Annotated in this window: 20 protein-coding genes; 6 read left to right on the top strand and 14 right to left on the bottom strand. The window is 68.6% G+C overall.

Annotation, left to right across the window (positions count from 1 at the left end; genetic code table 11):
• Positions 1-3 precede the first annotated feature (3 nt).
• Positions 4-1,719, top strand: a complete 1,716-nt coding sequence (locus tag AC069H_RS21450; protein WP_478233582.1) for a glycoside hydrolase family 6 protein — start codon at positions 4-6, stop codon at positions 1,717-1,719.
• Positions 1,720-1,891: 172 nt separating this feature from the next.
• Here the strand turns inward: AC069H_RS21450 and AC069H_RS21445 are convergent, their stop codons facing one another.
• Genes AC069H_RS21445 through AC069H_RS21425 form a run of 5 tightly spaced genes read right to left on the bottom strand, consistent with a single transcriptional unit; the run spans position 1,892 to position 8,340 of the window.
• Positions 1,892-3,655, bottom strand: a complete 1,764-nt coding sequence (locus tag AC069H_RS21445) for a glycoside hydrolase family 35 protein (RefSeq protein WP_478233581.1) — start codon at positions 3,653-3,655, stop codon at positions 1,892-1,894.
• Positions 3,648-5,192, bottom strand: a complete 1,545-nt coding sequence (locus AC069H_RS21440) for an alpha-N-arabinofuranosidase (RefSeq protein ID WP_478226106.1) — start codon at positions 5,190-5,192, stop codon at positions 3,648-3,650. Before AC069H_RS21440 ends, AC069H_RS21445 begins: the two co-directional genes overlap by 8 nt.
• Positions 5,193-5,195: 3 nt before the next feature.
• Complete coding sequence (locus AC069H_RS21435; RefSeq protein ID WP_478233580.1) at positions 5,196-6,524, bottom strand: ABC transporter substrate-binding protein; 1,329 nt, start codon at positions 6,522-6,524, stop codon at positions 5,196-5,198.
• Between the two features lie 23 nt (positions 6,525-6,547).
• Positions 6,548-7,411, bottom strand: a complete 864-nt coding sequence (locus AC069H_RS21430; RefSeq protein ID WP_478226104.1) for a carbohydrate ABC transporter permease — start codon at positions 7,409-7,411, stop codon at positions 6,548-6,550.
• Complete coding sequence (locus AC069H_RS21425; protein WP_478226103.1) at positions 7,411-8,340, bottom strand: carbohydrate ABC transporter permease; 930 nt, start codon at positions 8,338-8,340, stop codon at positions 7,411-7,413. The genes AC069H_RS21430 and AC069H_RS21425 overlap by 1 nt, the downstream gene beginning before the upstream one ends.
• A gap of 90 nt (positions 8,341-8,430) precedes the next feature.
• Between AC069H_RS21425 and AC069H_RS21420 the strand changes: the two genes are divergently transcribed.
• Positions 8,431-9,450, top strand: coding sequence for a LacI family DNA-binding transcriptional regulator (locus AC069H_RS21420; RefSeq protein ID WP_478226166.1), 1,020 nt, complete (start codon positions 8,431-8,433; stop codon positions 9,448-9,450).
• Between the two features lie 8 nt (positions 9,451-9,458).
• Here the strand turns inward: AC069H_RS21420 and AC069H_RS21415 are convergent, their stop codons facing one another.
• Together AC069H_RS21415 and AC069H_RS21410 are read right to left on the bottom strand one after the other, a co-directional pair.
• Positions 9,459-10,931 carry an SDR family oxidoreductase gene (locus AC069H_RS21415; RefSeq protein WP_478233579.1) on the bottom strand — a complete coding sequence of 491 codons (1,473 nt, stop codon included), beginning with the start codon at positions 10,929-10,931 and terminating at the stop codon, positions 9,459-9,461.
• Between the two features lie 12 nt (positions 10,932-10,943).
• Positions 10,944-11,417, bottom strand: a complete 474-nt coding sequence (locus tag AC069H_RS21410; protein ID WP_478233578.1) for a MarR family winged helix-turn-helix transcriptional regulator — start codon at positions 11,415-11,417, stop codon at positions 10,944-10,946.
• A gap of 106 nt (positions 11,418-11,523) precedes the next feature.
• Here AC069H_RS21410 and AC069H_RS21405 point away from each other — a divergent pair, with 106 nt between their 5' ends.
• Entirely contained in the window at positions 11,524-13,554 is a 2,031-nt protein-coding gene (locus AC069H_RS21405; protein WP_478233577.1) for an MMPL family transporter, read from the top strand.
• A gap of 51 nt (positions 13,555-13,605) precedes the next feature.
• Here the strand turns inward: AC069H_RS21405 and AC069H_RS21400 are convergent, their stop codons facing one another.
• Together AC069H_RS21400 and AC069H_RS21395 are read right to left on the bottom strand one after the other, a co-directional pair.
• A complete protein-coding gene (locus AC069H_RS21400; RefSeq protein WP_478233576.1) occupies positions 13,606-13,980 on the bottom strand; it encodes a hypothetical protein in 375 nt (124 codons plus the stop codon).
• Positions 13,981-14,147: 167 nt separating this feature from the next.
• Entirely contained in the window at positions 14,148-15,332 is a 1,185-nt protein-coding gene (locus AC069H_RS21395; RefSeq protein WP_478233575.1) for an MFS transporter, read from the bottom strand.
• Between the two features lie 66 nt (positions 15,333-15,398).
• Between AC069H_RS21395 and AC069H_RS21390 the strand changes: the two genes are divergently transcribed.
• Positions 15,399-16,379: an ArsR/SmtB family transcription factor gene (locus tag AC069H_RS21390; protein WP_478226096.1), complete on the top strand. Its 981-nt coding sequence runs from the start codon at positions 15,399-15,401 to the stop codon at positions 16,377-16,379.
• 3 nt (positions 16,380-16,382) lie between these two features.
• Here the strand turns inward: AC069H_RS21390 and AC069H_RS21385 are convergent, their stop codons facing one another.
• Entirely contained in the window at positions 16,383-16,685 is a 303-nt protein-coding gene (locus AC069H_RS21385) for a DUF1905 domain-containing protein (protein ID WP_478233574.1), read from the bottom strand.
• A 101-nt stretch (positions 16,686-16,786) separates the two neighbouring features.
• Between AC069H_RS21385 and AC069H_RS21380 the strand changes: the two genes are divergently transcribed.
• On the top strand, positions 16,787-17,368 hold the full coding sequence (locus AC069H_RS21380; protein WP_478233573.1) for a DEAD/DEAH box helicase family protein: 582 nt from the start codon (positions 16,787-16,789) through the stop codon (positions 17,366-17,368).
• Here AC069H_RS21380 and AC069H_RS21375 read toward each other — a convergent pair.
• Genes AC069H_RS21375 through AC069H_RS21360 form a run of 4 tightly spaced genes read right to left on the bottom strand, consistent with a single transcriptional unit; the run spans position 17,342 to position 20,772 of the window.
• Positions 17,342-17,968 (bottom strand): TetR/AcrR family transcriptional regulator, encoded by a 627-nt coding sequence (locus AC069H_RS21375; protein WP_478226092.1) that lies wholly within the window; start codon positions 17,966-17,968, stop codon positions 17,342-17,344. The two genes, AC069H_RS21380 and AC069H_RS21375, sit on opposite strands and share 27 nt — an antisense overlap.
• A 1-nt stretch (position 17,969) precedes the next feature.
• On the bottom strand, positions 17,970-19,178 hold the full coding sequence (locus AC069H_RS21370) for an NAD(P)/FAD-dependent oxidoreductase (protein WP_478233572.1): 1,209 nt from the start codon (positions 19,176-19,178) through the stop codon (positions 17,970-17,972).
• A 2-nt stretch (positions 19,179-19,180) separates the two neighbouring features.
• The gene (locus AC069H_RS21365) at positions 19,181-19,375 is read right to left on the bottom strand and encodes a ferredoxin (RefSeq protein ID WP_007029462.1); all 195 of its coding nucleotides are present in this window, start codon (positions 19,373-19,375) and stop codon (positions 19,181-19,183) included.
• Positions 19,372-20,772 (bottom strand): fatty acid desaturase, encoded by a 1,401-nt coding sequence (locus AC069H_RS21360; protein ID WP_478233571.1) that lies wholly within the window; start codon positions 20,770-20,772, stop codon positions 19,372-19,374. The genes AC069H_RS21365 and AC069H_RS21360 overlap by 4 nt, the downstream gene beginning before the upstream one ends.
• 192 nt (positions 20,773-20,964) lie before the next feature.
• Here AC069H_RS21360 and AC069H_RS21355 point away from each other — a divergent pair, with 192 nt between their 5' ends.
• On the top strand, positions 20,965-21,975 hold the full coding sequence (locus AC069H_RS21355; RefSeq protein ID WP_478233570.1) for an SdiA-regulated/phytase-like domain-containing protein: 1,011 nt from the start codon (positions 20,965-20,967) through the stop codon (positions 21,973-21,975).
• Positions 21,976-22,042 lie beyond the last annotated feature (67 nt).

The following is a 22,042-nucleotide window of genomic DNA, read 5'->3' as shown; positions in this document are numbered from 1 at the left end:
CGCATGAGATTCCGCAGAAAGGGTGTTTCGGCACCATCGGCCGTCGGCGCGGTACTCGCGATGGTGGCGGTGCCGGTGGTGCTGGGCTCGAGCGCCGAAGCGGCACCGGGCTGCAAGGTCGACTACACGATCACCAACCAATGGGACACCGGTTTCGGGGCCACCGTCACCGTCACCAACCTCGGTGACCCGATCAGCGGCGGCTGGACGCTGAGCTGGGACTTCCCCGGAAACCAGCAGGTGCAGCAGAGCTGGAACGGCAGCTTCGGCCAGCAGGGCACGCGAGTGACGGTCCGGGACGTGGGATGGAACGGTTCGCTCGGCACCGGCGCCGCCGTCTCACCCGGCTTCAACGGCAGCTACTCCGGCACCAACGGGAAACCCGCCGTCTTCACCTTGAACGGCACCACCTGCACCGGTTCCACCACGCCCACCACCACGACCACGACGACTCCCGGTCCTGGCGGCCCCAAGGCGGACAACCCCTACGCCGGCGCCGGGGTGTACGTGAACCCGGAATGGTCGGCGAAGGCCGCCGCCGAACCTGGCGGCGCGAGAATCGCGAACCAGCCGACCGGAGTCTGGCTCGACCGGATCGCCGCCATCGAGGGCACGAGCACGAGCCGCGGGCTGCGCGCCCATCTCGACGGAGCGCTTCAGCAGGCCGCCGGGAAACCGCTGGTCGTCCAGCTGGTGATCTACAACCTGCCCGGCCGTGACTGCGCCGCGCTCGCGTCGAACGGCGAGCTCAAGGCGGACGAACTCCCGCGCTACCAGGCCGAGTACATCGACCCGATCGCCACGATCCTCGCCGATCCGAAGTACGCGACGTTGCGGGTGGTGACCGTGATCGAGATCGACTCCCTGCCGAACCTCGTCACCAACGTGACACCACGGCCGACGGCCACGCCCCAATGCGACGTCATGAAGGCCAACGGGAACTACGTCGCCGGTGTCGGCTACGCGCTGGCGAAGTTCGGCGCGATCCCCAACGTCTACAACTACATCGACGCCGGGCACCACGGCTGGCTCGGTTGGGACGACAACCTCGGCCCGTCCGCCGCGCTCTTCGCACAGGCCGCGAAGAGTTCCGGCAGCACAGTGGCCAACGTGCACGGCTTCATCGCGAACACCGCGAACTACGGGGCGCTCAGGGAGCCGTACTTCACCGTGAACGACAGTGTCGGCGGCACTTCGGTGCGGACGTCGAAGTGGGTGGACTGGAACCGCTACGTCGACGAACTGTCCTACGCCCAGGCGTTCCGGCAGGAGGCGATCCGGGCGGGCTTCCCGGCGGACGTCGGCATGCTCATCGACACCTCGCGCAACGGCTGGGGCGGCACCGCGCGGCCGTCCGGTCCTGGACCGTCCACCACGGTCGACGCCTATGTGAACGGCGGCAGGACCGACCGCCGGATCCACCTCGGCAACTGGTGCAACCAGGCGGGCGCCGGGCTCGGCGAACGCCCCAAGGCCGCGCCGGAAGCCGGGATCGACGCCTACGTCTGGATCAAGCCGCCGGGTGAATCCGACGGCGCCAGCAAGGAGATCCCGAATACCGAGGGCAAGGGTTTCGACCGGATGTGCGATCCGACGTACACCGGTAACCCGCGGAACCAGAACAACATGTCCGGCGCCCTGCCCGACGCGCCGCTTTCCGGGCATTGGTTCTCCGCCCAGTTCCAGGAGCTGCTGAGGAACGCTTACCCGGCTCTATAGGTGGCCGGTCTCGTGAGTGGTAAGGACGGTTATTGAGGGGTAAGGCAAAGGTGGCGTGTTGCGAAAGCCACTTTCGCGACGTCAGCTGAAGTGGCCGGCCCAGGTGGTGGTGAAGGCCTCCTTGCCTACCCTGAAGGTAGGCAAGGAGGCCTTCACGTACCTCAGGCGAGGCTCAAGCCTCCGTATGTCCCAACAGCGGCCGGGGCACGAAACTCGCCTCGGGTTCGAGCATCGTGTCCAGCTCCAGCACGACGAGGTCGTTGCGCCCGGCCCGGACCACCGGCCGCGGCACGTACAGCGTCCTTTGTGGACCGCGCCGCCAGTAGCGGCCGAGCAGGAACCCGTTGATCCAGACCATTCCCTTGCCCCAGTGCCCGGTATCCAGGAAGAGGTCGGCTGGCTCGTCGAGATCGAATCCGCCCCGCACGGCCACCGGGCCGGACAACGGCCCCGCCGGGCGCTCGCCCGCGGAGACCCCGGGCAGGAGATCCGGCAGCGCGGGCACGTCGATGGGGATGACCTCCCAGCCCGTCAGGGGTTCACCGTGCAGGCGCACACCGCCGATGATCCCCTTGGCCTCACCGATCCGCTCCCCGTAGTTCACCCTTCCCAGGTCTTCCACCAGGACCAGGAGCTCACCGCGGGCCCGGGGCAACCGGATCGCGCGATCGTGGTGCTCGCGGAGGAGGGTGCCGAGGCGATCACCGTCGAAGAACACCGTCGCCCGGTCCCGCACCTCGTGGAAGGTGAGCACGCCCGGCTTCCCGGCGTCGACGGTCGTCCGCAGGAACGCCAGACGCGGAGCCGGGGTCAGTTCGTCGAAGGTGGGCAGGCTCTGGTGCTCCTGCGCGGTCCCCCAGCGGTGTGGCGAGTCGAGCAGCCACGCGGGGTCGCTCAGTGCCGCGACCGGCGTCGGCGCCGGCCGGGCCTCGGGCGGAACGCTGTCGGGAACCTTGTGGTAGCGCGCGATCACCTCGCGGAAGGCGTGGTACTTCGGCGTCGGGTCGCCCGCCTCGTCGAGCGGGGCGTCGTAGTCGTAGGAGGTGACCAATGGCTGGTAGACGCCCTTGTCGTTGGCCCCGCTGGTGAGTCCGAAGTTGGTGCCGCCGTGGAACATGTAGAGGTTGACCGAGGCACCGGCCGCGAGCAGCGCGTCGAGATCCGCCGCCGAGCCGTCGACCGAAGTGGTGTGGTGGTGCGCACCCCAATGGTCGAACCAGCCGTTCCAGAACTCGCTGCACATCAAGGGACCCGTCGGCTGATGTTCCCGCAGGGTCTTCAGCCGTGCCGTGCTCTGCGAGCCGAACGACGCCGTCCGGTGCAGCACCCCGTCGAGCCCGCCGTTCGCCAGCATCTCGTGGATCGGCTGGTCCACCGTGGTCAGCGGGACGGTGATCCCGGCGGCGCGGGTGTGGTCGGTCAGCGCGGACAGGTACCGCTTGTCGGAACCGAAAGCGCCGTATTCGTTCTCCACCTGCACGAGCAGCACCGGTCCGCCCCGGTCGATCTGGTGCGGCGCCACCACGCGGTACACGTCGTCCAGATAGCCGCGGACGGCGGCGAGGTAACGCGGTTCGAACTCACGGACGCGAAGTTCGGTGTCCCGTAGCAGCCAGGTCGGCAGGCCGCCGTTGTCCCACTCCGCGCAGATGTACGGCCCTGGCCGGACGATCGCGTACATCCCCGCCTCGGCGATGAGCCTGAGGAACCGGTCGAGGTCGAGGCCGCCGGTGACATCGAACTCTCCCTGCTCCGGCGAGTGCGCGTTCCAGGCGACGTAGGTCTCGATGGTGTTGAGACCCATTCGGCGGGCTTTGTCGATGCGATCGGCCCAGAGATCGGGGTGCACACGGAAGTAGTGCAGCGCCCCGGAAATGATCCGGAACGGTTTCCCGTCGAGCAGGAAGTCGGTCTCCCCGATGGCGAACTCAGGCATCCCGGACCACCTCCGCGGTCAGCCGGAACGCGGTCCAGGAAAGGGGTGGGAGGGTGACGGTGATGGTGGTTCCTTCCGGATCGTGCCCGGCGGTCGCGCCGGGCAACGGGACGGGCCGGATCGGCTCCGCGTCGGCGGAATTCGTGAGATGACGGTCGTGCCCGTCCGGGACCGCGACGGTCCAGGTCTCCGCGAGCGTCAGTCGGGCACCGCGGATACGCAACCGCGCGCCGGTCGCGGACGCGGTGGCGCGATTGGTCAGGAACACGGCACAGCGGCCGTCGTCGTCGAAGGTCGCCGCCGCGTCGACGACGTCCACGCGGCCACAAAGTCCTGTGTGGACGGTGTCACCCGTGACGGTGAGCCAGAGGCTGTTCCCCCCGGCGAGCGCCGAGGTGAGGCTGAACGGGTGGAACGTCGACTGCCGCCACGCCCGGCCACCGGGTTCGGTCCGGATCGGCGCGATGACGTTCACCAGCTGCGCCTGGTTGGCCATCGTGACGCGATCGACGTTGCGCAGCAGGGAACCGAGCAGGGAACCGACGACGACCGCGTCGGTGACCGTGTAGTCGTCTTCGATGATCCTGGGATGTTCACGCCAGCCTGCGTCGATCAGTTCTCGCTGCTCGACTTCGTTCCAGTGTCGCTGATCCCAGACGTTCCACTCGTCGACGCTGATGCCGATCTTCTTGTCCAGCCCGGCCTTCGCGAGGACGTCGTCGATGATCCCGCCGGTGGTCCGGATGTAGCCGTCCAGGGCGGCGGCGCTGGCGAGGTAACTCGCGAGGTCGCCATCGTGTTCCTGGTAGTAGGCGTGCAGTGAGAGGTGGTCGACGAGCCCCGCGGTGTGCTCCAGGACGGTGCGCTCCCATTCGCCGAACGTCGGCATCTCACTGTTCGAGCTCCCCGCGACCACGAGCTCGACGCCGGGGTCGATCATCCGCATGAGACGCGCGGTCTCAGCGGCCAGGCGGCCGTACTCGTCCGCGGTCTTGTGGCCGACCTGCCACGGTCCGTCCATCTCGTTGCCGAGGCACCACAGGCGGAAGCCGAACGGGCGGTCGGCACCGTTCGCGCGCCGCCGCTCGCTCAGTTCCGTTCCGCCAGGGTGGTTGCAGTACTCGAGGACGTCGGCGGCCTCCTGGACGCCACGGGTGCCGAGGTTGACCGCGTACATCACCTCGACGTCCGCGGCCTCCGCCCACGCCACGAACTCGTGCAGTCCGAAACGGTTCGACTCGACGCTGTGCCACGCGGGATCCAGCCGGACGGGGCGCCCTTCCACCGGCCCGACGCCGTCCTCCCAGCGGTACGCGGAAACGAAGTTCCCACCGGGATAGCGGACCACGGACGGACCCAGCTCGCGGACCAGCCCGAGGACGTCGCCACGGAAGCCCTGACCGTCCGAAGTGGAGTGTCCCGGTTCGAAGATCCCGGTGTGGACGGACCGGCCCATATGCTCGACGAACGAGCCGAACAGCCGCCGCGGCACCGGTCCGATCACGTCGGAAACGTCGGCTTCGATCTCGATGCCCACGCCTCACCCCACGCTGACGGTGAAGCCCTGCTGGTTGCCGTAGTCCACGATCGCCTGTTGCCAGGCGTTCAGTCCGGCGTCGAGCGAGGTGCCGCCGAGGTAGGCCTTGCCGACGGTGTCGCTGAACACGCTGTTGGCGTAGGTCTGGTACGGCAGGTAGCTCCAGCCCTTCGCGACGTTCTTCGACGCGTCGTTGAGTACCTGGTTGATCTTCTGGCCACCGAAGTAGGGATCGGCCTGGTCGAGGAAGGCGGGCGAGTTCAGGTCGGCCGTCGTCGCCGGGAAACCACCGCTGGCGATGAACGGCTTGACGCCGTTGCCGTGGTTGAGCCAGCGGACGAACGCCGCCGCCAGCGCCGGGTTGCCGCTCTGCTTCAGCACCGACTGCGTGCTGCCGCCGTTCTCCGCGGTGACCGGCTGCCCGTCGTAGGTCGGCATCGGCGCCACCGCCCATTTGCCCGCGCCGCCGGGGACCGAGGATTTGAAGTTGCCCGGCATCCAGGCGCCGGTGACCAGCGAGGCGATGGTGCCGTCACCGAGTGCGCGGAACCAGTCGTCGGACCACTCCTTGATCGGGGCGAGGAGTTTGCCTTCGACCAGCTGGTTCCAGGTGGCGGTCCACTTCTTGGTACCGGCGTCGGCCAGGTCGATCTTGACGTTCCGCCCGTCGGAGGTGAACGGCTTTCCGCCCGCCTGCCAGATCATGCTGGTGGCGAAGCCGGGGTCGCCGGTGTCGGAGGTGAGGTACTTGCCGGGATCGGCCGCGTGCAGCTTCTTGGCCGCGGCGACGTACTCGTCCCAGGTCTTCGGCACGGCGATGCCGTGGGCGTCGAAGACTTCTTTGTTGTAGAACAGTGCCATGGGGCCGGAGTCCTGCGGGAGGCCGTATAGGCCGTTATTCACCCGGACACTGGACCAGGTCGAGGGCGCGTAGTCCTTTTCGAAGGCCCCGAAGCCGTACTGATCGAGATTGGCCAGCGACTCGGTGAGCGCGAACTGCGGCAACGCGTAGTACTCGATCTGCGCGACGTCCGGCGCCCCGGAGCCTGCCTTGATGGCGTTCTGCAGCTTGGTGTACTGCTCCTTGTTGGTACCGGCGTTGACGTAGTTGACCTTGACGTTCGGGAACTCCTTCTCGAACGCGGCGACCTGGTCCTTCGCGGACGGCGTCCAGCTCCAGTACGTGATCGTGCCGCCCGCTTTGAGCGCGGCGTCGACCGAGTCCTGTGACCCGGCGGCCGGGCCGTCCGCGCCGGACGAGCAGCCGACGGCCAGTGCCGCGGCCAGCGTGACGGCGACGGCGGCCTTGACGCGTCTGTGGATTCGCGACATCGAATGTCCTTTCGGGACGGTGATCATTGCTTGACGCTGCCCGCGCTCAGGCCGGACTGCCAGTAGCGCTGCATGAGCAGGAAGGCGATGACGAGCGGGACGATGGTGAGCAGCGAACCGGTCAGCACCAGGTGGTACACCGGCTGGGCGCCTGCCCCGGAGGCCTGCGCGCTCCACTGGTTGAGCCCGACGGTGAGCGGATACCACTTCGGTTCACTGAGCATGATCAGCGGCAGGAAGTAGTTGTTCCAAGTGGACACCACGGTGAACAAGGCCACCGTGACGATCCCCGGTGCCAGCTGGCGCAGCGTCACGGTGAGGAAGATCCGGATCTCCCCGGCGCCGTCGATCCGCGCGGCCTCCAGCAGCTCGTCGGGGATCGCGTCGGAGGCGTACACCCAGATCAGGTACAGGCCGAACGGGCTGATGAGCGACGGGACGATGATCGCCAGCGGCGTGTTGGTGAGGCCGAGTTCGCTGAACATCAGGAAGGTCGGCACCGCGAGCGCCGTGCCGGGGACGGCGACCGCGCCGAGCACGACCGCGAACACCGCACGACGGCCGGGAAAGCGGTACTTCGCCAGGCCGTATCCCGCCGCGGTGGCGAGGACGGTCGCTCCCCCGGCGCCCGCCACGACGTAGAGCAGCGTGTTCCCCAGCCAGCGCAGGAAGATCCCGTTGTCGTAGGTGAAGGTCTCGCCGATGTTCTCGAACAACGCGAACGGCCCGCCGAACGCCAGGCCCGACGTGGTGAACAGGGCGGGCTGCGTCTTGGTCGCGTTGATCACCAGCCACACCAGCGGCACGAGCGTGTAGATCAGGTACAGCGCCATGACGGCGGTGAGGACGCGCGACTTCCGGGGCCTCGTCACCGAGAACGTCGCCATCACATCCCCTTCCGGGAGCCGCGCAACTGCACGACGTAGGCGATGACCGCGGTGATCACGCCCATCACGATCGCCACGGTGGCGGAGTAGTTGTACTGCTGCGCGCCGAAAGAAAGGTTGTAGGCGTACATGTTCGGCGTGTAGAAGGTGCCGATCACGTTGGGCGCCAGGGTGCGCATGATGTTCGGCTCGTTGAACAGCTGGAAACTGCCGATGATCGAGAAGATCGTGGCGATGACGATCGCCCCGCGCAACGCGGGTAGTTTCACACTCAGGATGGTGCGGAACGCGCCGGCGCCGTCGATCGCCGCGGCCTCGAACTGCTCCTTGGGGATCACCTTCAGCGCGGAGTAGAAGATGAGCATGTTGTACCCGGCGAACTCCCAGGTGACGACGTTGCCGATGGAAGCGAGCATCCAGTTGTCCGACAGCGGTTTCACCACATCGCGGCCGAGCAGGTGGTTCAGGTCGGCGGCCAGCCCGAAGTGGTCGCCGTAGAGGAATCCCCACATCAGCGCGGCGACCACGGCGGGCACGGCGTAGGGCAGGAAGATCACGACCCGGAAGAAACCGGCTGCGTGCAGCCGGGCGCTGTCGATCGCCAGCGCCGCGATCAGCGCGAGCACCAGCATGATCGGCACCTGCACGGCGAGGAACACCAGCACCCGCTGGAAGGCGTCCCAGAACTTCGGGTCGGCGAGCACCTGCGCGTAGTTGTCCACCCCGACGAACGTCGTGCCCCCGAAGAAAGCCTGTTCACGGAACAGACTCAGGACGAACGCGTAGCCGATCGGGGCCAGGAACGTCAGCGCGAACACCAGCATGAACGGGGCGACGAAGAGCCAGCCTCGCCAGTCGCGGCGGGCGCGGCGCGCGCTGGCCGCACGGCCGGGTGGCGCCGGCGTGGGCGCGACCGCTGTGGACGTCATCGTCCCTCCGGATTCTCCGAGCGAAAGGCGCGGCTCGCGAGATGTTTACGTCAACATCAGACCGGCGGAGGCTATCGTGTTGACGTGAACATGTCCAGGAGCGGCCGCGGGCCGTCGATGGCCGACGTCGCCAGGGAAGCCGGCGTGTCCGGCCAGACCGTCTCCCGGGTCGCGAACGGCAGGTCGAACGTCGACGGGGCGACGCGCGAACGCGTGCTCGCCGCCATGCGCCGAGTGGGCTACCGGCCGAACAGCGCCGCCCGCGCGCTGCGCAACGGCCGCTTCCGCAGTATCGGCGTGATCATCTCCGCGCTCTCGACGTTCGGCAACAGCCGGACCCTCGACGCCGTCGCGTCGGCGGCCGCCCGCGAAGGGTTCTCGATCATCCTCATGCCGGTGACCAGACCATCCCAAGGCGAGGTGTCGGGGGCCTTCAGCAGGTTGGACGAACAGGCCGTCGACGGCGTCATCATCCTGATCGAGCAACACGAACTGGACCAGAGCGAGATCGAACTGCCCCACGGGCTCCCGGTCGTCGTCATCGACGCGGGCGGGCGGCGCGACCATCCGGTGGTCGACTTCGACCAGGCCTCCGGTGCCACCGCCGCGACCAGGCATCTCCTCGACCTCGGCCACGAGACCGTCTGGCACGTGGCCGGACCGCCTGAGTCCTACGCGGCCGAACGCCGCCGGAAATCGTGGCAGGAGACGCTCGAAGACGCGGGACGGAAGGTACCGCCGCCGCTCACCGGCGACTGGTCGTCGCGGTCCGGGTACGACCACGGCGTCCGGCTGGCGGGCGATCCCGCGGTCACCGCCGTCTTCGTCGCCAACGACCAGATGGCGCTCGGGCTGCTGCGAGCGCTCCACGAGAAGGGCCGGTCCGTTCCGGGCGAGGTGAGCGTCGTCGGCTTCGACGACATGGACGAGGCCGCCCACTTCTGGCCACCGCTCACCACGGTCCGGCAGTCGTTCGACGAGGTCGGGAAGCGAGCCGTCGCGGCACTTCTGGCCGGGATGTCCGACGAGGGGGCGGCGGAGGCGATCAGCGTCCCTACCGAGCTCGTCGTCCGCTCCAGCACCGCCCCACCGGCTCGCGGACGAAGCTGAAGTCCCTTTCAGTTCCCGAGCGCACCGGCCGCCTTCTGCGCCGCACCGGTGATGTTGCGGACCATGCCGCCGAAGACGACACCGTGGAACGGCGCGATCCCCTTCCAGTACGCGTGTCCGGCCAGCCCGTGCGGCTCGAACACCGCGCGCTGCCGGTAGATCGTCCCACCGTCCTCATCGGACTCGACGCCGAGTTCGAGCCAGGCGCGTCCCGGCAGTTTCATCTCCGCCCGCAACCGCAGCAGCCGCGGCCGGTCGAGGTATTCGACACGCCACCAGTCCAGCGCCTCGCCGAGATGCAGCCGTCGCGGATCCCGCCGTCCGCGCCGCAACCCGACGCCGCCGGCGAGCCGGTCGGCCCAGCCGCGGACCGACCAGGCCAGCGGGAACGAATACCACCCGTGTTCCCCTCCGATGGACTCGATGACGTCCCACAGCGCCTCCGGCGAGGCGTCCGTCCGCTGCTCGCGCTTGTCCTCGTAGACGGTCCCGCCCGCCCAGTCCGGATCGCTCGGCAGCGGATCCGAGGGCGCCGCGTCGCCCGACGCGTCCGACCAGCGGGTCGGCACGTCGGCGTTACGGATCCGGGACAGCGCCAGTTCGACGGCGTGCTCGTAGTGGGTCAGCCCCGCCGCCGGGTCGGGGATGTGCTCGGCGATCGCGTGGTCGTGACAGACGACTTCGTGCACCAGCGACTCGATCAGCGGCACCGCGATCGCTTTCGGCACGGGCGTGACCAGATTGACCCATTGCGCGGACAGCCACGGGGTCAGCACCGGCACGGGTACGACGGCACGCCTCGGCAAGCCCGCCACGACGGCGTAACGCCGCATCATGTCCAAATAGGTCAGCACGTCGGGCCCGCCGATGTCGAACGCACCGTTCACCTCGGACGGCAGTTCCGCGGCGTGCACGAGGTAGTGCAGCACGTCCCGGATCGCGATCGGCTGGATGCGGTTGCGCACCCAGCGCGGCGTGACCATCGCCGGGAGCCGCTCCGTCAGGTAGCGCAGCATCTCGAAACTCGCCGAGCCGGAGCCGATGATCACCGCGGCCTGCAGGACGATCGCGGGCACCCCGGAGTCCAGCAGGACCCGGCCCACTTCGGCGCGCGACGCCAGGTGCGGCGACAACTCCTCGTCGTCCGGCACGATGCCACCCAGGTACACCAACCGCCGCGCACCCGCAGCCTTCGCCGCCTCGGCGACCGTCTTCGCTCCTTCCCGGTCGACGTCGACGAAGTCCTTGCGCGCCAACGAATGCACGAGATAGTAGACGACCTCGCAGCCGGTCAGCGCCGTCTCGATCGAGGACGGATCCGTGACGTCTCCGCGTTCGACCTCGACACGGTCACGCCACGGCTCCTCGGCGACCTTCTCCGGCGAGCGGGCCACCACGCGGACCTCGTGACCCGCTTCGAGCAGTTGCGGCACCAACCGTCCGCCGACATAGCCCGTCGCTCCGAGCACCACACATCGCATGCTCCCGAGTGTTCACCGTGTCAGTCGGCCGCGCACTTCGACGGTCGCGGCGATGCTGTTCCGGAGGAACCGGGCGACCGTCCGCCGCTCGTCCTCCCCCATCTCCCGCCACGCTTCGGCGTAGCGCTCACCCAGGGGCAGGAAGAACTCGGCGCCGATCTCCCGCGCCTTCTCGTGCATCCGCAACTCGACCTTGCGCCGGTCGGTCGCGCTCCGATCCCGGTAGAGATGCCCGGCCCGCTCCAGCCGGTCGAGCACCGACGTCGTCGCCGACGCGCTCAGGTGCAAGGCGCTCGCGAGCGTGCTCGGACTCATCGGGGTCCCCATCCTGGCGGCGTCCATGATCACCGCGAGCGCGTTGAGGTCGGTCCGGTGCAGGCCGTGTGCCTCACCGAACATCTCAGCGAACCGGTCCGACTCGACGGTCAACTGCCGCAGAAGGAGAACGAGCAGGTCGTCCGTGACCTGTTCGGCGTCCTCAGCCATGTCGGGAAGCCCCCCTCACCTTGCCCCGTCCGGGTGACCACTCTACTATTTCGGTGGTCGAACTATTCACTCGTCGAAGTAGCATTGCCACGGGAGCCATCCGTCCATGATCTCGGAAGTCGAACGCCCCACCCACACGCGGTCACGTCTGCGGTGGCTGCTCCCAGCCCTGGTCGCGGTCGCCTGGCTGATCTTCGGCGGCTTCAGCGGCCCGTACGCGGGCAAGCTCAGCCTGGTCACGGAGAACGACAGCAGCAGTTTCCTGCCTGCGTCGGCCGAAGCGACCGAAGTGGGCGAGCTCCAGAAGCAGTTCTCCAGCGCCGCCTTCATCCCGGCGATCGTCGTCGCCGAGCGGCCGGCGGGCCTGACCGAGGCTGACAAGCGGTTCCTCGCCGACCGGACGGCGAATGCGCGGCTCGTCCCGGCGCCGGAGAGCAACGCGGGCGCGCAGGTGGTCGTGCTCCTCGACGCCAAGAGTGATCCCGGCGACGGCGTCGAGGCACTGCGAGACGCGCTCGCCCGTGACACCCCGGACGGATTGAAAGTGCTCGTGACCGGGCCCGCCGCGCAGGTCGCCGATCTCAAGGAGGCGTTCGGCGGGATCGACGGGCTGCTGCTCCTGGTCGCGGGCGCGGTGGTCGCGGTCATCCTGATCATCGTCTACCGGAGCCCGCTCCTTCCCCTGCTCGTCCTGCTGTCGGCGGTGTTCGCGCTGGGCACGGCGAGTCTCGCGGTGTACCTGCTCGCGGACCACGACGTGCTGGCGCTGAACGGGCAGAGCCAGGGAATCCTGTTCATCCTCGTCTTCGGCGCCGCCACCGACTACGCGCTCCTGATGATCTCGCGCTATCGCGAAGAACTCCGGGCGGCCGACGACGCCCGCACCGCGCTCCGCACGGCATGGCGCTCGACCATCGAGCCGATCGCCGCATCCGCCGGGACCGTGATCCTCGGCGTGCTGTGCCTGCTGTTCAGCGATCTGAACTCCAACAAGGGACTCGGCCCGGTCGCCGCCATCGGCATCGGCGCCGCCTTCCTCACGACCATCACGTTCCTGCCCGCCGTCCTGGCCTTGTGCGGGCGCAACGCCTTCTGGCCATTCCGCCCGGCGGTGGGCCCGCCACGCGACGAGACCGGCGGTCTCTGGGGCCGCGTGTCGGTCTGGGTCGCCCGCGCGCCGCGCACGATCTGGATCGTCACGACCGTCGTCCTGCTCGCGGGCGGCGCGTTCCTCCCCCAGCTCAAGGCTTCCGGCACCGCGCAGTCCGACGTCTTCCTCACGCCGGTCGATTCCGTCGCTGGGCAGGAGGTCCTCTCGCGCTACTTCCCCGGCGGTTCCGGCTCTCCCACGGTGATCATCACCCCCGCCGGGCAGGCTCAGACTGTCACCGCGCTGGCCCGTGTCCCTGGCGTCTCGGACGTCCGCCAAAGCGCCGAATCCGGCGGGCTCACGAAGATCGACGCCGTACTCGCCGATCCCCCGGACTCCGACGCGGCCGTCGCGACGGTGCAACGGATCCGCGACGCCGTGCACACCGTCGACGGCACCAAGGTCGGCGGACCCACGGCCACCCTGCTCGACACCAGGGAGACCTCGGAGCACGACCGGTTGGTGATCATCCCGATCGTCCTGGTCGTGATCTTCCTCGTGCTCGCGCTGCTGCTGCGGTCACTGCTGGCGCCGCTGTTGCTGATCGGCACGGTGGTGCTGTCCTTCGCCGCGACGATGGGAATCTCGGCACTGGTGTTCAACCACGTCTTCGACTTCCCCGGTGCCGACCCGGTCGTCCCGCTGTTCGGCTTCGTCTTCCTTGTCGCGCTGGGGATCGACTACAACATCTTCCTGATGACCAGGGTCCGCGAAGAGGCGGGCAGGATCGGTACACGGGACGGGACACTGCGCGGCCTGCGCGTCACCGGCGGCGTGATCACGTCCGCGGGTGTCGTACTCGCCGCGACCTTCGCCGCCCTCGCCGTCCTGCCCATCCTCTTCCTGGCACAGCTGGCTTTCATCGTCGCGTTCGGCGTCCTGCTCGATACGCTCCTGGTGCGGTCGCTGCTGGTACCGGCTCTGGCGGTGGACGTCGGACGGAAGATCTGGTGGCCGTCGAAACTGGCGAGGACCGGCCGGGAATGAACGCCGCGATCGCCAACGCGACGAGCACGGTCGCCGAGCCGAGTCCCATGATCAGCCGGAAACCACCCTGGGACGGGACCTGCAGCGGTCCGAAGGGACGGTCAGCAGTGCCAAGATGACGCCCGCGACGGCGCTGGAGATCGAAGTCCCGATCGTGCGCATCGCACCGTAGGCGAGCCCGATGCCGGCGCCGATCGTGGCGGACACCAGCACGAGATGCCACACGCTCGCCATCAGGACGGTGCCGAGGCCGTAACCAGCGGCGACGACGAGCGCGCCGAGCATCAGCGTCACCTTGGGGCCGCGGGCTTTCGTGATCCGCGCGGACAGTGGAGCGGTCAGCATCACACCACGCCGGACGGCCGCGGGGAGCTGGAGGATCTGCGGCAGCACCAGCGACTGCGCGAACATGGCGAACGCGAACACGATCGGCGTCAGGTTCGTCAGCAGGACCTGACGCCGGACGGTCGTCCGCAGATCCCAACCGCCCCACAGCAGCAGGACGAGCGCGGCGGCCGCGAACAGACCCAGCGTCCGCCCGCTCGCCCAGCCCGACCGTGGGAACCGGGACGCCGCGGATCAGCTGGCCGAGCTCACCGAGGAGTAGCGTCCCGCATCGCCGTGATCAGCACCGGAAGCGCGGCCAAGAGCGCGAGGCCGCGCATGAAACCCGCGACGGCATAGGGAACGCGAAGCCCGAACCTGTGCGCGAGCAGCCCGCCGGTCAACGCGCCGAGCGGCATCAGTCCCCAGCCGAGCAGCCGGTAGACGCTGTTGACACGGCCGAGCAAGTGCGACGGCACCTCCCGCTGGCGGACGGTGACGGTGACGACGTTCCAGATCGTCGTCACGAATCCGCTGACCGCCAAGAGACCACCGAGCACAGCGACGTGAGGGCTGAACCCCATGCCGATGAAAACGACGGCGTTCACGGCGAGCGAGACAAGGAGTGCACGGAGTTCGCCGAGCCGGGCGGTCAGCCGCGTGATCACGAGTCCGCCCACGACGCCTCCGAGTGCTGCCCCGGCGAGCAGCAGACCGAACACTCCCGCGTCGAGATGCAGTACGTCGGTCACGAACAGGACGAGAGTCGCGTTCCCGAGCTGACCGCAGAAGGTGTTGATGCCCAACAGCAACGCAAGAGCACGAAGCAGGCGGTGCCTCATCAGCCACCGGACTCCATCGAAGACCTTCACGCTTTCCGTCTGGCCAACTCGTCTGGGCAGCTTCGCCAGGAGTACCGTGGCGAGGACGAGCGACGCGGCGTCGACGGCGAACGGCAACGTCCAGGCGAGTGCGAAGAACAGGCCCCCGAGAGGCGGGCCCAGGAACTGCCTGCCAACGACCGTCGCAACCTGCTGTCTGCCGTTCGCCTGATGCAGCAAGCCTTTCGGGACGAGATCCGGAACCGCCGTTTGCGCCGCGTTGTCGTAGAAGACGTCGCACGCCCCCAGGGCGAACGCGAGTAGGACGAGCACGGGCACGGTGATGGCTCCTGCCGCGACGAGCGCCGTGAGGACGCCGACGGTCAGGGCTTGGAGCGCCTGCGTTCGCCACATGAGGGTTGTTCGGTCGACCCTGTCGACGACGGAGCCGGCGGTAAGCGATAGCAGAAGCCACGGCAGATACGTCGCGGCGGAGACCAGGGCGACGTCTCTGGCGTCATGGCTCACCGTCACCGCCAGCAGAGGCAGCGCCGCCGTGAAGACGCCGTTGCCAAGGCTGTCGATCCCGGTGGCCCACCACAGCCGTCTGTAGGCGCGGGGCAGGTCGGGCATGGTCGGATCGTGGCGAGGTCCGGTGTTCCGGAGACACCATTTAGCTCGGGCCTACATACTCGGGCGATGCCGATGACCATCGAGCTGGGCGTCGCCGAACTGGCCGCGACCCGGCTCGCGATCTCGCCGCTGTCCGAGACCGTGGCGTGCCTGCTGCAGATCGCCGGCCTCGACCGGAATCCGGTCAATCTGCCCTGGCTGCGGTGGGCACGGGAGGAACTCGATCGCGAACCGCTCGATCTTTCCTGGACCTGGCCGCTGCTCGTCAACGGCAAGCTCAGCTGGCCGGAGTTCCTCGTCCCTGCTCCGCAGGGCTCGGGAGCTTCCCTCGAAAGCGACCTCGACGCGGTGCGGCGAACCCCCGAAGCCCGGGTGAGGGCCAGTCTCGACCGGGTCTTCGGCGCGAGACTTCCCGGCACCGCCGCGGCACTGGCCGACGACCCCGGATCCGGTCTGCGGGAGATCGCCGACGAACTGCGCGAAGCCCACGACCGCCTCGTCGCGCCGCACTGGCCGCGGATGCGGGCGGTGCTGGACGCCGACGTCGGGTTCCGCGCGCGGCAACTGGCCGCGGGCGGTGCCGAGCGGTTGTTCGCGGATCTGCATCCGGATCTGCGCTGGTGCGCCGACCGGGTGACGCTCGCCGGCGAGCGCTGGCGGAATCGGCACAGTGTCGTCACACGAGGACCTGGCGGTCTCGTGCTGATGCCGGTCGTCCTCGGGTCGCCGTATGTCCTGATCAAGAAGAACACCTCGACCCAGACCACGATCCGCTACCCGGCGCGAGGAACCGGCGCGCTGTGGGCGACCGGGACTCGATCACCCGGGCCCGGCACTGTGCGGCTCCTTGGCCGGATGCGAGCCACTCTCCTGACGGCGCTGTCCTCCCCCGCGACCACGACCGACCTCGCGCGCGCCTTGGGTGTGACGCCGAGTGCCGTCTCCCAGCACCTCAAGGTCCTGCGGGACAGCGGACTCGTCGCTCGCGAACGCTCCGGCCGTAGCGTCCTCTATCTGACGACGCCGCTCGGCGAACGCTTGCTCTGACGGTCAGAGGTCGATCAGCTTGACGGTCACTTTCGCCACATCACCCTCCTCGATCCCTTCGGCCTTACGGACCGCTTTCTTGAGCGGCAACACATAGGCACCCTGTTTGGAGTCCGGGAAGATCGACGTCTTCCATTTGCTGCCGCCGATACCGACCTCGACACGGACCGCACCGAACCCGCGGCGCGGTCCGTCGGTGATCTCGCGGATCTCCTCGGAGATGTCCTGGGGCAGGCTGACGAAGGTCCAGGTCTCCCCGCGGCGGGCGTCCCAGACCCAGAGCTCGGCATCGAACACGACGATCATCGGTGGAGCGTCGCACACGGGACCGACAGTTCCGCGCGGCCCGATTCCCTGCCGGCCCTGACCTCGCCTCGATGCCGCGGTGGAGCCGCTACCGTGGCCGAGTGGACTTCGTCGTGATCTTCGGACCGCCCGCCGTCGGCAAGATGACCGTCGGCGAGGAGTTGTGCAAGCTCACCGGGTTCAAGCTGTTCCACAACCACATGGCCATCGAGCCGGTGCTGGGCATCTTCCCGTTCGGCTCGCCGCCGTTCGGCAAGCTCGTCAACGAGTTCCGCCGCCGCGTCATCGAGGAGGCGGCCGACGCCGCGCTACCCGGCCTCGTCTACACCTACGTGTGGGGTCTCGAACTCCTCGAGGACACCGAACTCATCGGCTCATACGTCGACATCGTCCGGTCGCGGGGCGGCCAGACGCGGTTCGTCGAGCTGTATGCGGATCTCGACGAACGACTCGAGCGGAACACCACCGAGCTCCGCCTCGACCGCAAGCCCAGCAAGCGCGACCTCGACTTCTCCCGCGCCAATCTGCTCGAATTCGACCGCGATTACGTGATGAACACGGACGGATCGCGGCGCACCTACGCCCAGGACTTGATCGAGCGGCACGATCACGTGCGCATCGACAACACCCGCTTGACCCCGGCGGAGACCGCGGCCCTAATTCTCCGAAGGATGCCGCAGTGACCGGGTCGTCGTCGCGCCGAGCACACGCGAAGCCATCCATGCCAGGGCGTCGGCCGTGCGCGCCGGGGTATCCGAAGGCTGCATGATGTGACTCAGCACGGTCCGGACCACGACGTCGATCGCCACGTCCAGCTGCGCGGCATCCAGCGGCGGGCCGTAGGCGCGGACACGGCCACGCAGCATGACGGTCGCTTCGCTCAGCAGACTCCCGGCCCGCACCGTCAACAGCGGCAGCAACTCGGTGTCGGCGCCGTGCGTGGCCGAGACGATGGCGCGCAGCAGGAGATTGTCGTCGGCGAGTTCGAGGACACCGCGGACGGCGTCGTGGATCGCCTCGACGAGGTCTTCGGGATGCCGTTCGAAGGCGTCCCGGACCACCGCGAGGAACCGGGCGAGTTCGTGCGAGATCATCGCTTCGGCGAGCTGGGTCTTCGAGCCGAGTTCGTTGTAGACGGTCTGGCGGCTGACACCGACGATCTCCGCGAGCTTGCTCATCGTCACCGAGGACCAGCCGGAGCGTACGGTCAGCTCGATCGCCGACGCGACGATCGGTTGACGGTACGGACCCCCCGTGACCGGCGCCTCACTCATGATCGTCATTCTAGGCCGCCGTGCCCGCCGCGAACGCCAGCGCCTCCGGCCACGGCGCCCGCCCGGCGATATGGCGACGGTACTTCATGATCTCGCGCGGGCGGTCGACGGTCAGCGCCCCGACGATCCGGTCCCCGCGCCGGTACAGCGCGGTGAAACCACCGGACTCCGGGACGGCGGTCACCACCTCGTCCGCCCGCGGGGTGCCGACGAACTGGATCCGGTGGTCGTACCAGTCCGACCAGAAGTACGGCACCGGCGACAGCACCTTCGCCGCTTCCGGCGCGAGCGCGTGACGAGCGGCCGCGGCACCTTGCTCCGCGGCGTTCGTCCAGTGCTCCAGCCGCATCAGCTCACCGTCGAACAACGGGTTCGCGGCATGTGCGACATCGCCGGCGGCGTACACGCCGGGCACCCCGGTCGCGAGCGTGGCGTCGCACACCACGCCGCCGTCTCGCTCGTGCAAGGGCACCCCGCTTCCGGCCAGCCAACCGGTGGCCGGGATGACGCCGATGCCGGCGACCACCAGATCCGCGGGCAGCACCTCGCCGGTCGAAAGCCGGACACCGGTCACCACACCGCCGTCGGACTCCAGGCCGGTGACCGTGGTGGACAACCGCAGTTCAGTGCCCGCCTCCCGGTGCAGCGAGGCGCACACCGCACCGGCCTCGGCGCCGACGGACCGGGTGAGCGGGACGTCGAGCGTCTCGACGATCGTCGACGGCAGCCCGCGCTTCCGTGCCGCGGCGGCGACCTCCGAGCCGATGAAACCCGCGCCGATCACGACCGTGCGCGCCCCGTCGTCGAGCGCCGCACGGACCGCCAGCGCGTCCTCGGCGGTCCTCAACGTGTGGACCCCGGCGAGCCCCTCGCTTCCGGGCAGCCGCCGCGCGGTGGCGCCGGTCGCGATCACCAGCGCCTCGTAGGGAACGGTCGTCCCCGCCACCGACACCTCGCGGGCGGTGGTGTCGAGCCCGTCCGCGGGGGCGCCGAGCATCAGCTCGACGCCGAACTCGTCGCGCAATGTGTCCTCGCCGTGGAACGGCTCGACCTTGCCGGGTCCTTCCGCGTCGAGGAACGACTTCGACAGCGGGAGCCGATCGTACGGCGGGTGGTCCTCCGCGCCGATCAGCACGATCCGCCCTCGATATCCGTCCCGGCGAGCCGCCTCCACCGCGCGCAACCCGGCCAGCGACGCTCCCACGACAACCAGTGTCATGATCAGTCCCGCAGCTTCAGCGCGAGGACCGGGCAGGCGTCGACAGCGGCCGACAGGTCCTGGCGGTGTTCTTCACCGGGTCGCTCGTCGAGCACCACGACCGTGCCGTCGTCACCCACCTCGAAGAAGTCGGGCGCCATCGCCTCGCACATGCCCAGCCCGTCGCATTTCGCGCGATCCGCCTCGATCTTCATCATGCTCCGACCCTCCCCGGTGCGACGAAATCGACCTTCTCCCGCACCCCGCAGTCCGGGCAGCACCACGAATCCGGGATCGCCGACCACGGGGTCCCGGCGGGGAAGCCCTCCCGCGGGTCGCCGAGTTTCTCGTCGTACACGTAACCGCAGCCGGGGCACATCCCGCCCTCGGTCGCGTCGCCGTGCGTGTCGGCGACGTGCCGCGACGGCGCGGTGACACGCGTTCCGTAGCGCGCCAGCACCTTGGCCCGCTTCGACGGCTGGATGTTGGCGCGGGAGATGTCGCCGTCGAAATGCGCGAGCACCCGCGGATCCATCACGCGCCGCCACACCGGCGGGATCAGCGCCAGCACGATCATCCCGGCGTAGCCCGTCGGGAGCACCGGCGATTCCGCGAAATCACGCAGCGTCTGGTAGCGGCGGGTCGGGTTGGCGTGGTGATCGCTGTGCCGCTGCAGGTGGTAGAGCAGCACGTTGGTGGCGATGTTGTTGGAGTTCCAGCTGTGGCTGGGGTCCACGCGTTCGTACCGGCGGCGGTTCGGCGGGCCGACCATCTGCCGCCGCATGCCGTAGTGCTCCATGTAGTTCACGACCTCCAGCAACGAGAACCCGATCACCGCCTGGATCACCAGGTACGGCAGGATCCCCGGCCCCAGCCACACGGTCATCGCCGCCCACAGCACCGCCGACATCAGCCAGGCGTTGAGCACGTCGTTGCCGATCCGGAACGGATGCCGGTCACGCCGGGCGTAGCGCTTGCGCTCCAGCCCCCACGCGGATTTCAGCGAGCCGAACACGGTGCGCGGCCAGAACCGGTAGAAGCTCTCCCCCACCCGGCTGCTGGCCGGGTCCTCGGGAGTGGCCACCCGGACGTGGTGGCCGCGGTTGTGCTCGATGTAGAAGTGGCCGTAGAAGCTCTGCGCCAGCGCGATCTTCGACAGCCAGCGCTCGTGGCTCTCCTTCTTGTGCCCGAGTTCGTGCGCGGTGTTGATGCCGATCCCACCGATGCAGCCGATCGAGATCGCCAGGCCGACCTTGTCCAAGACGGACAGGTCACCGCGGGCGATCAGCCAGAACGCGACCACGAAACCCGCGTACTGGATGGGCAGGAACGCGAAGGTGATCCACCGGTAGTAGCGATCCCGCTCCAGCCGTTCGATCACGTCGTCGGGTGGATTGCTGCGGTCCAGCCCGGTCACCAGGTCGATCAGCGGCACGATCGCCAAGATCACGATCGGCCCGATCCAGAACCACACTCCCCAGCCGGTGGCCGCGTGCAGCCCGATGGCCAGGAACGCGAGCGAAGGCACCACCAGGCCGATCAGCCACAGATATCGCTTGCCGTCGGTCCAGCGTTCGGTCGAGCCCGCCGGGATCGTGCCCGTCATCTCGCTCATCGCACCCTCCTCCATTGGCTGGGTTTACAAAACTGTAAGTGATGTACACCCAGTTTGACAAGAGGCAACCTTTTGTAAACCCAGCATTGCTTCATTCGGTGAGAACCTGGCGATATCTTGTATTCGTAAGGAAACTTACTTAACTTGTGACGACACGCCGCGACCCACTTCGTCCGCCCCGAAGGAGCGCGAATGCCCCGATCACCTCGCCGAATCCGACCCGCCGCCGTGGCCACCGTCGCCGCCGCCCTGCTGGTCCTGCCGGCCACCACCGCCACCGCGACCACGACGGCGAACAGCCCGTGGCCGGGCGGCTCGGCCGTCACGAACGCCGACGGTTCGAATGTCCTCGGCGGCAACATGAGCGGCCTGTCGTTCGGCGGCCCGGACGTCCTCTGGGCGGTCAAGAACGGCCCCGGCACGCTGTACCGCCTCGTGCGCAATGGCTCGAAGTGGCAGCCGGACACGGCCAACGGCTGGTCGTCGGGCAAGCAGCTGCGCTATCGCAGCGGCGAGGGCGACCCCGACGCCGAAGCCGTCGTGGCCACCCCGGACGGCGTGGTCGCGGCCACCGAACGCGACGGCGACAACAGCAAGACGAGCGCGCTCAAGGTGCTCCGGTACGACGTCTCCGGCACGGCCAAGACCCTCACCGCCAAGGCCGAATGGGATCTGACAGCGGACCTGCCGAAGGTATCGGCCAACGACGGCCTCGAAGCCGTCTCGTGGATCCCGGACAGCGCCCTCACCGCCAAGGGGTTCGTGGACCAACGCACGAAGGCGGCCTACAACCCGAGCAGCTACCCCGGCCACGGGACCGGTCTCTACCTCGTCGGCCTCGAGAGCAACGGGATGATCTACGCCTACGCGCTCGACCAAGCGGGCGGGAAGTACACCAGGGTCGCGAGTTTCGCGAGCGGGCTCGACTCGATCATGGAACTCGAGTACGAGGCTTCCACCGGCAAGCTGTGGGCGGTCTGCGACGACACCTGCGGCGGTGACTCGGCGACGCTCGCGGTGGACGCGCGGGGCGCGTTCGCCGTCACGGCCACGCACGACCGGCCGAGCGGGATGCCGGACTACAACAACGAAGGCTTCGCGATCTCGGCCACGTGTGCCTCCGGGACCAAGCAGGTGGTCTGGGCCGACGACGGGAACGACGGCGGCCACGCGCTCCGCGCCGGCACCCTCTCCTGCGGCTGAACCGGTACTCCATTCCGGCGCGAATCCGCGCCGGAATGGAATGCACCGATTCCGGCCTTTCTTGCAT

It is taken from the genome of Amycolatopsis sp. NPDC043887 (genome assembly GCF_056435665.1).
Note: the sequence above shows the minus strand (reverse complement) of the source record. Positions and strands in the feature narration are given on the sequence as shown.

Bases quoted from the DNA above. Each gene is read 5' to 3' on its own strand.
- AC069H_RS21450 (WP_478233582.1), top strand. From the start codon at position 4: ATGAGATTCCGCAGAAAGGGTGTTTCGGCACCATCGGCCGTCGGCGCG.
- AC069H_RS21445 (WP_478233581.1), bottom strand. From the start codon at position 3,655: ATGCCTGAGTTCGCCATCGGGGAGACCGACTTCCTGCTCGACGGGAAA.
- AC069H_RS21435 (WP_478233580.1), bottom strand. From the start codon at position 6,524: ATGTCGCGAATCCACAGACGCGTCAAGGCCGCCGTCGCCGTCACGCTG.
- AC069H_RS21430 (WP_478226104.1), bottom strand. From the start codon at position 7,411: ATGGCGACGTTCTCGGTGACGAGGCCCCGGAAGTCGCGCGTCCTCACC.
- AC069H_RS21425 (WP_478226103.1), bottom strand. From the start codon at position 8,340: ATGACGTCCACAGCGGTCGCGCCCACGCCGGCGCCACCCGGCCGTGCG.
- AC069H_RS21420 (WP_478226166.1), top strand. From the start codon at position 8,431: ATGTCCAGGAGCGGCCGCGGGCCGTCGATGGCCGACGTCGCCAGGGAA.
- AC069H_RS21415 (WP_478233579.1), bottom strand. From the start codon at position 10,931: ATGCGATGTGTGGTGCTCGGAGCGACGGGCTATGTCGGCGGACGGTTG.
- AC069H_RS21410 (WP_478233578.1), bottom strand. From the start codon at position 11,417: ATGGCTGAGGACGCCGAACAGGTCACGGACGACCTGCTCGTTCTCCTT.
- AC069H_RS21405 (WP_478233577.1), top strand. From the start codon at position 11,524: ATGATCTCGGAAGTCGAACGCCCCACCCACACGCGGTCACGTCTGCGG.
- AC069H_RS21395 (WP_478233575.1), bottom strand. From the start codon at position 15,332: ATGCCCGACCTGCCCCGCGCCTACAGACGGCTGTGGTGGGCCACCGGG.
- AC069H_RS21390 (WP_478226096.1), top strand. From the start codon at position 15,399: ATGCCGATGACCATCGAGCTGGGCGTCGCCGAACTGGCCGCGACCCGG.
- AC069H_RS21385 (WP_478233574.1), bottom strand. From the start codon at position 16,685: ATGATCGTCGTGTTCGATGCCGAGCTCTGGGTCTGGGACGCCCGCCGC.
- AC069H_RS21375 (WP_478226092.1), bottom strand. From the start codon at position 17,968: ATGACGATCATGAGTGAGGCGCCGGTCACGGGGGGTCCGTACCGTCAA.
- AC069H_RS21370 (WP_478233572.1), bottom strand. From the start codon at position 19,178: ATGACACTGGTTGTCGTGGGAGCGTCGCTGGCCGGGTTGCGCGCGGTG.
- AC069H_RS21365 (WP_007029462.1), bottom strand. From the start codon at position 19,375: ATGATGAAGATCGAGGCGGATCGCGCGAAATGCGACGGGCTGGGCATG.
- AC069H_RS21360 (WP_478233571.1), bottom strand. From the start codon at position 20,772: ATGAGCGAGATGACGGGCACGATCCCGGCGGGCTCGACCGAACGCTGG.
- AC069H_RS21355 (WP_478233570.1), top strand. From the start codon at position 20,965: ATGCCCCGATCACCTCGCCGAATCCGACCCGCCGCCGTGGCCACCGTC.